This is a genomic window from Boseongicola sp. (assembly GCF_057460485.1).
Map to the genome: position 1 here is coordinate 1 of NZ_JBVCWP010000188.1, position 7,343 is coordinate 7,343.

Annotated in this window: 6 protein-coding genes; all 6 read right to left on the reverse strand. The window is 56.4% G+C overall.

Features of this window, described 5'->3' with window-relative positions:
- Positions 1–450 (reverse strand): copper chaperone (locus tag AC221Y_RS17170; RefSeq protein WP_486707840.1); only part of this gene is annotated, 450 nt, incomplete at its 3' end.
- Between the two features lie 23 nt (positions 451–473).
- A complete protein-coding gene (locus AC221Y_RS17175; protein ID WP_486707839.1) occupies positions 474–1,076 on the reverse strand; it encodes a DUF1326 domain-containing protein in 603 nt (200 codons plus the stop codon).
- 579 nt (positions 1,077–1,655) lie between these two features.
- Complete coding sequence (gene rapZ, locus AC221Y_RS17180; protein ID WP_486707841.1) at positions 1,656–2,525, reverse strand: RNase adapter RapZ; 870 nt, start codon at positions 2,523–2,525, stop codon at positions 1,656–1,658.
- A gap of 14 nt (positions 2,526–2,539) precedes the next feature.
- A complete protein-coding gene (locus AC221Y_RS17185; RefSeq protein WP_299751437.1) occupies positions 2,540–3,649 on the reverse strand; it encodes an ABC transporter ATP-binding protein in 1,110 nt (369 codons plus the stop codon).
- 1 nt (position 3,650) lies between these two features.
- Positions 3,651–5,447 carry an ABC transporter permease gene (locus AC221Y_RS17190; RefSeq protein ID WP_299751434.1) on the reverse strand — a complete coding sequence of 599 codons (1,797 nt, stop codon included), beginning with the start codon at positions 5,445–5,447 and terminating at the stop codon, positions 3,651–3,653.
- Between the two features lie 127 nt (positions 5,448–5,574).
- Positions 5,575–6,693, reverse strand: a complete 1,119-nt coding sequence (locus AC221Y_RS17195; protein WP_299751431.1) for an ABC transporter substrate-binding protein — start codon at positions 6,691–6,693, stop codon at positions 5,575–5,577.
- Positions 6,694–7,343 lie beyond the last annotated feature (650 nt).

Genomic DNA, 7,343 nt, shown 5'->3' on the forward strand with positions numbered 1-7,343 from the left:
GAATTGAAAGATGCCTGCCGCAATAAGGAAGCCACCGGCAATCGACTGGTCCTGAAGCCTAAGCATGGGCGAAAGCATCCCCCCACGTTGAAACCCCCATTGCGCAGCAGCCGCGACAGCACTGAACAAGGTCCAGGTCAAAACGTAACCAATCAGGAACCAGGTATTGGAATTAGTGGCGCCGGGATCTCTTTTTGCGGCGACGCGGCGGTGTACAACAAGCATGGGCATTGCCGATGGCAACATCATCGCCCCCATCATCACCGCCCACATTATCCAGACCGCCACGATTTCGCTGAGACCCCAATTCACATCCATCGGCATCATCATCGAAACAACCGGAGATGACATGTTCTCCGAAGACCAGAAGATGAGGAGCCACCCTAAGGCAGACAGCCCAACAAGGAAGAAGACACCGTTGCGCTGTTTGACAATTGCTGTGGTTTGCATCGTCACGAAAGATTACACACAGGTTAGTTCCAGTAGGCGAAATTAGTCGCGAACCCGCATCGTTCTGAATAGCTGAATGCAAGCGGCGCATCTTGTACAGACAAGTTCGAAATCGATTCCTGTCCCGGAAAGTCGTGCCCTGGAATACCACAGGACACTCGGCCATCGAATTCGAAATCCCGCACGACCTCAGCTGACGTCAGCGATCCGACATTGATGGTTTCTGCGCCGGCTGTGTGGTCAAGACGAATGTCTGCGGGAGTAATTCCCAAAACTTTCGAGAAATTCGCCGCGACCCCAAAATTACCGCCTGCGTCACCTTTAAAGATCTGGGTAAGTGCCCCAAACTGCGGTTTCGAAGCATTCTTATCGATGTAGATGAAAACAGACCAGATGTCGTCACCCACATCATCATTGTAGGTTCCTGCGATCGAAACATTTAGTCCCGCCAGATCAATGCTCCCAAACTGGCCCTCCAGAATGTGCCAAGACAGCAAGAAATCGCAGTCTCCATATGTAGACCTACCGCCGGGAATGTCTCCTTGACGCCTACAGGGACAGATCGCTTCGCAGTTGCACGCCTCATAATAGCTGCCAGAAATTCGGAAATTCGCTCTAACATCCATCTCGGTCTCCCATGCTTTCAGCAGAGCCTCCCGGATCCCCGAAAGTTCCAGCCGACAACGGTTTTAGGCTAGCGAAGGCCAACGAGGCTGGCAAACAATTTGGACTGTGAGCGGCTGTGAGCGACTGAATATGATAGAGTGCGCATGCTTTGAACATCGCCAAATGAACGCCAGCTTTGTCCGCGATGCAGACCTCCAAGGACGGAAATGCTGCAGGGTGCATGAATGGCCGCTCTTGGTATGCCGCGCCGCGGTAAGGTCAATCTTGGTGAATGTCGGCAAAGGGCCGTTCATGTTGGTCGGGGCGAGATCGTTTGGCAGGATCGCTGCCATGCGGCTAACGGCAGCAAGGAGCCCTTTCGAGACCTTGGATTTCGTGCCAGCCCCTTCAAGCCAATGAGGTGGCCATCGTTCTTTGCGGCGGCGAAGAGTTGCCAAAGATTTCCCGAGACCGGCCATTCGCAGACGATATTCCGAAACGGGCGTGCCAATGGCGGCTCCGCGGGAATAAACTGCCGTGATGCTATCGATCTGAATGGAGTTACTTGTCACCCAACATTGGTCACTACGCGCACCAGCCTACTGAATATCGCGACAAAGGTTCTTTTTCAGGTCGCGGTGCACCTGTGCGACATGCTTGAAATCCTGTGCGAGCAGGCTCGCCAGTCGTTCGGTAATCGCTACGGAACGGTGTTGCCCACCGGTGCAGCCAATCGCCACAGTCAGACGAGCTTTTCCCGCGGCAGCGTACAATGGGATCCAGCGTTTAAGTAAAGTGCTGATCTCATCTATCAGGTTTTCGGCCTCGGGTTGCGCAAAGACATAGTCGGCGACGGGCCCATCCAGACCCGTCTGCGGACGCAATTCGGGTTCATAGTAAGGGTTGGTCAGAAAACGGACATCGAGCATGAGATCCGCGTCCAGTGGCACCCCGTGCTTGAAGCCGAAGCTCATCACGTCAACGTCGAGTTCCTGAGTGACGTCCCGGTTCAGTACAATGCGCCCCAGACGCTCTTTCAACGCGTGAGTATTTGTCCCTGTGGTATCGAGCACAAAATCGGCGCGCTCGCGTACCTGGGCCAGCAAAGAGCGTTCGGCAGCTATCTGTTCGTACAGGCTATGACCTTCGCGAACCGGGTGCCTTCGGCGAGACTCCGAATATCGCCGCACCAACACATCATCGCCGCAATCCAGAAACAGAATTCTGTGGGCAACCCCATCTTCACGCAATTGGCCGACAGCTGCGAGCAGATGGTCGAACATCGACCGCCCGCGCACGTCCATCGCGACGGCAAAACGATCGCCTTGCTCGGACGAGAGGTCGGAAAGCTTGGACAGTTCCTTCAACAGCTGCGGCGGCAGGTTGTCGATGCAAAAGAAATCCAGGTCTTCCAGAGCTTTCATGGCTTCGGTTTTTCCGGCTCCGGACATGCCAGTAACAAGCAACATCGGTTTGTTCAACGTCACACGCCTTCTGAATGATTTTGAGGGAGGGCAATCGCAAGGCCGTCTGCCGAGAAGAGCTTTACCGGATCGGGAACTGCTTCTACATGAACCGTACTGCCGAGTTGCAGTTGAGGTGCATCGTTCTGGCGAACTGTGAGCGTCTGCCCGTTCATATCGACGTGATAGTACCAATCAGACCCTGTCGGCAGCACCGCTGTGACCCGCGCAGACTCAGTGCCTGCCTTGGGCTGAGTGTGCAACCGTATCTCCTCGGCACGCAGACCCAGAGTTACGGCGGAATTGTCTGGTTTCGCAATGCCTGACGGCAGCGCCAGCTCCAGCCCTACGCAACGGACTCGCCCATTTTTGATGCTGCCTTCCAGCAAATTGATGCGCGGATTTCCGAGGAAGTCGGCGGCGAACTTGTTTGCCGGACGGGAATAGACGTCGAGTGGTGGCGCAAACTGTTGCAGTTCGCCGCCTTGCATCAGCGCAATGTGGGTCGACATTGTCAGCGCCTCGAGCTGGTCGTGCGTCACATATACGATGGTTGCTCCAGTATCATGATGCAGGCGCTTAAGCTCGGCCCGCATATCCATGCGCAGTGTTGCATCAAGGTTCGAGAGCGGTTCGTCAAGCAAAAGCACCGATGGCTCCATCACGAGCACGCGGGCAATGGCAACACGCTGCTGTTGCCCGCCCGAAAGTTCACTGGTGTAGCGATCGAGCAATTCGTCGATCTGCAGCGCAGTTGCCACCTGTTCAAGACGCCGCGCCGCCTCTGTCTTGCCAATGTGCTGAACCTCCAGACCGAAAGTAATGTTCTTGGCGACAGTAAGATGCGGCCACAGAGCATAGCTTTGAAACACTAGTCCCAGGCCTCGTTTGGCCGGCGGCAGCGATCGTCCTTGATCCCGCGAAAATACAAGCTTGTCACCGATTCGAATGGTGCCGGTGGTCGGCATGTCGAGGCCTGCGATCATCCGAAGCGAAGTCGTCTTGCCGCAGCCGGATGGTCCAAGCAAAGTGGTAAACGAACCGTCCGGAATTTCGAGCGTCAAGTCACTCACCGCACGCACGTCCTTTCCATAGATGCGGGAAACCCGGTCTAATACAATTTCTGGCATCTTAGCCTCCAAGGCCCTTTGCGATACTTGTCCCCATCACTCGCCGGCTGACGACTGTGCTGGTCACAACGATTATGACCAAAAGCAGCACCATACCGTTCGTGTAGGGGTACCAACCACGATCCGTGTATCGCAGCGTGATAGTCGTTGCGAGCTGTGTTGCCGGGGTCACGAGCAGGATCAGCAGAGACAGTTCGCGCGTGACAGAAATAAAGGGCAGCAACATGCCGGAAAAGTAGGTCGATTTCTGTATGGGAATCAACACACGCCGCATGCGCGTCCACCAGGACGCACCTACCATGATTGCGGCCTCTTCCAGTTCCGGCCCTACTTGGCGGATAGCACTGACCCCGGCCTTTACTGCATAGGGCAAGTAACTGACCGTACAGACGATGACCAACAACCAGAAAGACCCGTGAAGCGATGGGATCGGTCCGCGCGGCACGGCGAACATCGCTAGGAATATCGCGCCGAGGGCGATTGAGGGCATAAGGTAGGGAAAGAATGACATCTGGTCCAGCGCCTGCGCGACCCAGCGGCCGCGCAGCCGTACAATCGCGTAGCCGACGAGTATTCCAAGAATGCCGGTAATAAGCGCAACCACCACAGCAAGCTTCATTGTGTTGCCCAGCGCCGACATCAGCTGCCAGTTTCGCAGGATACCTGGTTCACCGGTTCCGAGGCCAACAGTAAGACTCGCATCCCCGACCCAGTAGTGCCAAGTGAAATTGTCCCAGGAATAGATGCCCGGCCGCAGCATCACAGTGTCAATGGCCAATGCGGTGAGCGGTATCGCGATGACCGCGAAAATGAAACCCAGCACAAGTCCAGCGATTGGCCAGCGCCAGCGACCCAGTGCTACGAGACCGGCGCGTGCACCCTTGCCGGAAATGGTGACAAAGCTTCGACGTGTGCCAATGATCTTGTAGTCCATATAAAGCACCAGCACCCCTAGGGCGATCATGGCCACGGCGGCGAGGTATCCGATGCCCGGCCTCTGGCCGATCAAGTTTGCATAGAGCGATGTTGACAGCACGAATTCCCGCACCGGGCCGCCCAGGAACGCTGGTGTCCCAAAGGTGCCAAGACCCCTTGAAAACGTCAAAAGAAAGGTCGAGAAGATCGCCGGCAGGACCAACGGAATGACGATTCGACGCAGGATGGTCGGCCGCGACGCGCCTAGAAGTTCAGCCGATTCCTCGAGCTGTGCGTCGATATTGCGAAGGGCCCCGCCAATCAGCATGAAACCAAAGGGGAAGTAGTGCAACGCCAGGCAGATCGTGATCGGGAACAGCCCGTAGGCGAACCAGTCGGGTGTGACGACACCGGTCAGCGCGGTAAAGATCCCCTGATCGCCACCAATGCGTGTATTCTTGAACATGGTGATCCAGGCGAGCGCCAGCGTCCATGACGGCATGATATAAGGGATGATCGCCGCGTTCGAGATCAGACCTTTCATCGGCAGATCGGTACGCACCACCAGCCAAGCAAGGGTGCCGCCGATTGCCAGCGCCAGAAACGACATGCCTAGCGCGATCCTGAGAGTATTCAGCAGCGGCCGGTAGAAGAACGCATATGCATTCTCGCTCAGGAAATTGCGTTCCCAGTGAGCAAAGGTCAGGTCGCCGACACTCGAACCAGGTATCTGGAAGCGTTCAAGCGGATGGATCAGGAAAGTTTCGCGCAGCATCAGGAACAGCGGCACAATGACCAGATATCCAAGGATGATCAGAAAGACGAACGCAAGAACACTCTGGGGCGTCAGGCCAAGGCGAAATCGGTTGTATGCGTTGCGCATTCGGGGTCGTCCTCAGCTCTTTGTCGAACCCGGTACTCGCCTGCGCCTCGCTTCGGCAATCGGGGCCTGCGGTGTGTCGCAGGCCCCGGGCTACAGGTGTCACAGGATGTGATTATGTCTGGCAGTGTCAGCGCTGCGCGTACTTCAGCCAGGTATCGAGCACGATGCCGCGGTTCTCGGCCGCGAAGTCGAGGTCGTAGGACCACATGCGTTCTTCCCACCAAGAGAAGGGCATGTCGCCCTCGAAGGGAATTTGGTTGGGGTTAGGTGTGTAAACGCCAGGTGAATCCGCCCACGGCGCGAAACCGTCCAGCGTACCCAGATATTCCATGAACATCTTGGCCGCATTCGGATGTTTTGCGTTGGCCGACAACTGCAGGACAATCGGATAGTAATATCCAAGCGTCGGATCAATCTGCCGGCTGTCGGAAATGCGCAGATCCTGCAATTTCGCGTCGCGATGCTTGGAGTAGACATAGAACATGCCGTAGGGCGGATCTTCTTGCCCGGCTGAGCCGATGGCCTTCGATATCTTTGTGTCCGACGTCATGATGATCGCATCATTCTGCAGAAAACGCTTGATGAATTCCAGACCGGCGTTGGCCTCCGTCATCTCTAGAGGCTTGCCAAAGCGGCGCTCGTACGCGGCTTCAAGCTCGTCACTGCGACGCACCCATTCGGTCAGGGCGTTCTGATGTTCCCCGGTGATCGCCACGTCCCTGATCATGACGCGTCCGCGATATTCCTCGGTCGTCACATCCCAAACGCTCTCCAACGGATCGGCGTCGGGATGCTTGTCAGTATTATAGCCGAAAATGCGGTTGATATAGCCCAGCACAAGTGGGTTCTGATGACGTTCTGCAAAAAGCTCACGGGCCGTCGGTGGGATATAGTTGATGAAATATCCGGTGCTGGACAGAAGTTCGCGGGCGGCCACCCAATCCTCAGCGACAATCATGTCGACTTCGTTCAAGCCTGCCACTGATTCCTGATAGGCCCGCTGGATAAGGTCCTGCTCGCCCAGCCGCACAACCTCCACGGTGATGCCGGTATTTGCAGAGAATTTCTCCGCCGCCTTGGCTGTACGACTTGTGGTCGAATAAACTAGCAGCGCGCCCTCCGCCTTTGCGGCAGTCTCAACCTGGCTCCAATCCTCTTCCTGGGCATGTGCGAAACCGCCCCCTAAGATGATCCCTGCGGTTAATGCCGCCGCACCAAATTTACGTATCCATGTCTTGCTGAACATTCAAATTCTCTCCCTCGACCCGCAACTGCCCACAGTCGCGCGGCGCGGGTCTATACGCGCACGCCCCCTCCGCTGGCAGATTGCTCGCGTGAATTTGACAGGCTCGTAGAATACTTGCGCAGTTCATCGATAGTCAATAGGCCGATTGAACGGCGGCGGCGAAGGCAGTGGGTCACCGTCCTTGCGGTGCGCATTCGCACCTGCAAAATGCTGCGTAGCGCGCCAAAGGCAGCTTTTGACGCGGCGGCGCGCCATGTCCGAAGGCCGGAAAGTGTCTGCGGCGGACGGAAAGCACCAGCTGAATTGATTTGAGTGAAGGTCGGGTTGGTCCCGCAACTGAGACATCGAGAGTGAGCGCAGCGAATGGCCGGATTGGATTTTGTCGACTTGGCATGTTGCCAATATCGGGTTTGGTAATTTTTCGCTGCGCTGCGCTGCCGCAGAGCCTGTGGGTGTGGGCCGTGTGCCGAGGCCATGATCTACGCCACAACCGCATCAGGCCGGTTTGTCCGCACACCGACGTTTTAGCCGACAAAAATGCTGCGCCATGCACGAATGGCCGCAATGCGAAAGCTGCACCGCAGCGTTGTATGGAGCGGCCAAAGTCCGGTTAGGGCCGTTCATGTTGGTCGGGGCGAGATCGTTTGGCA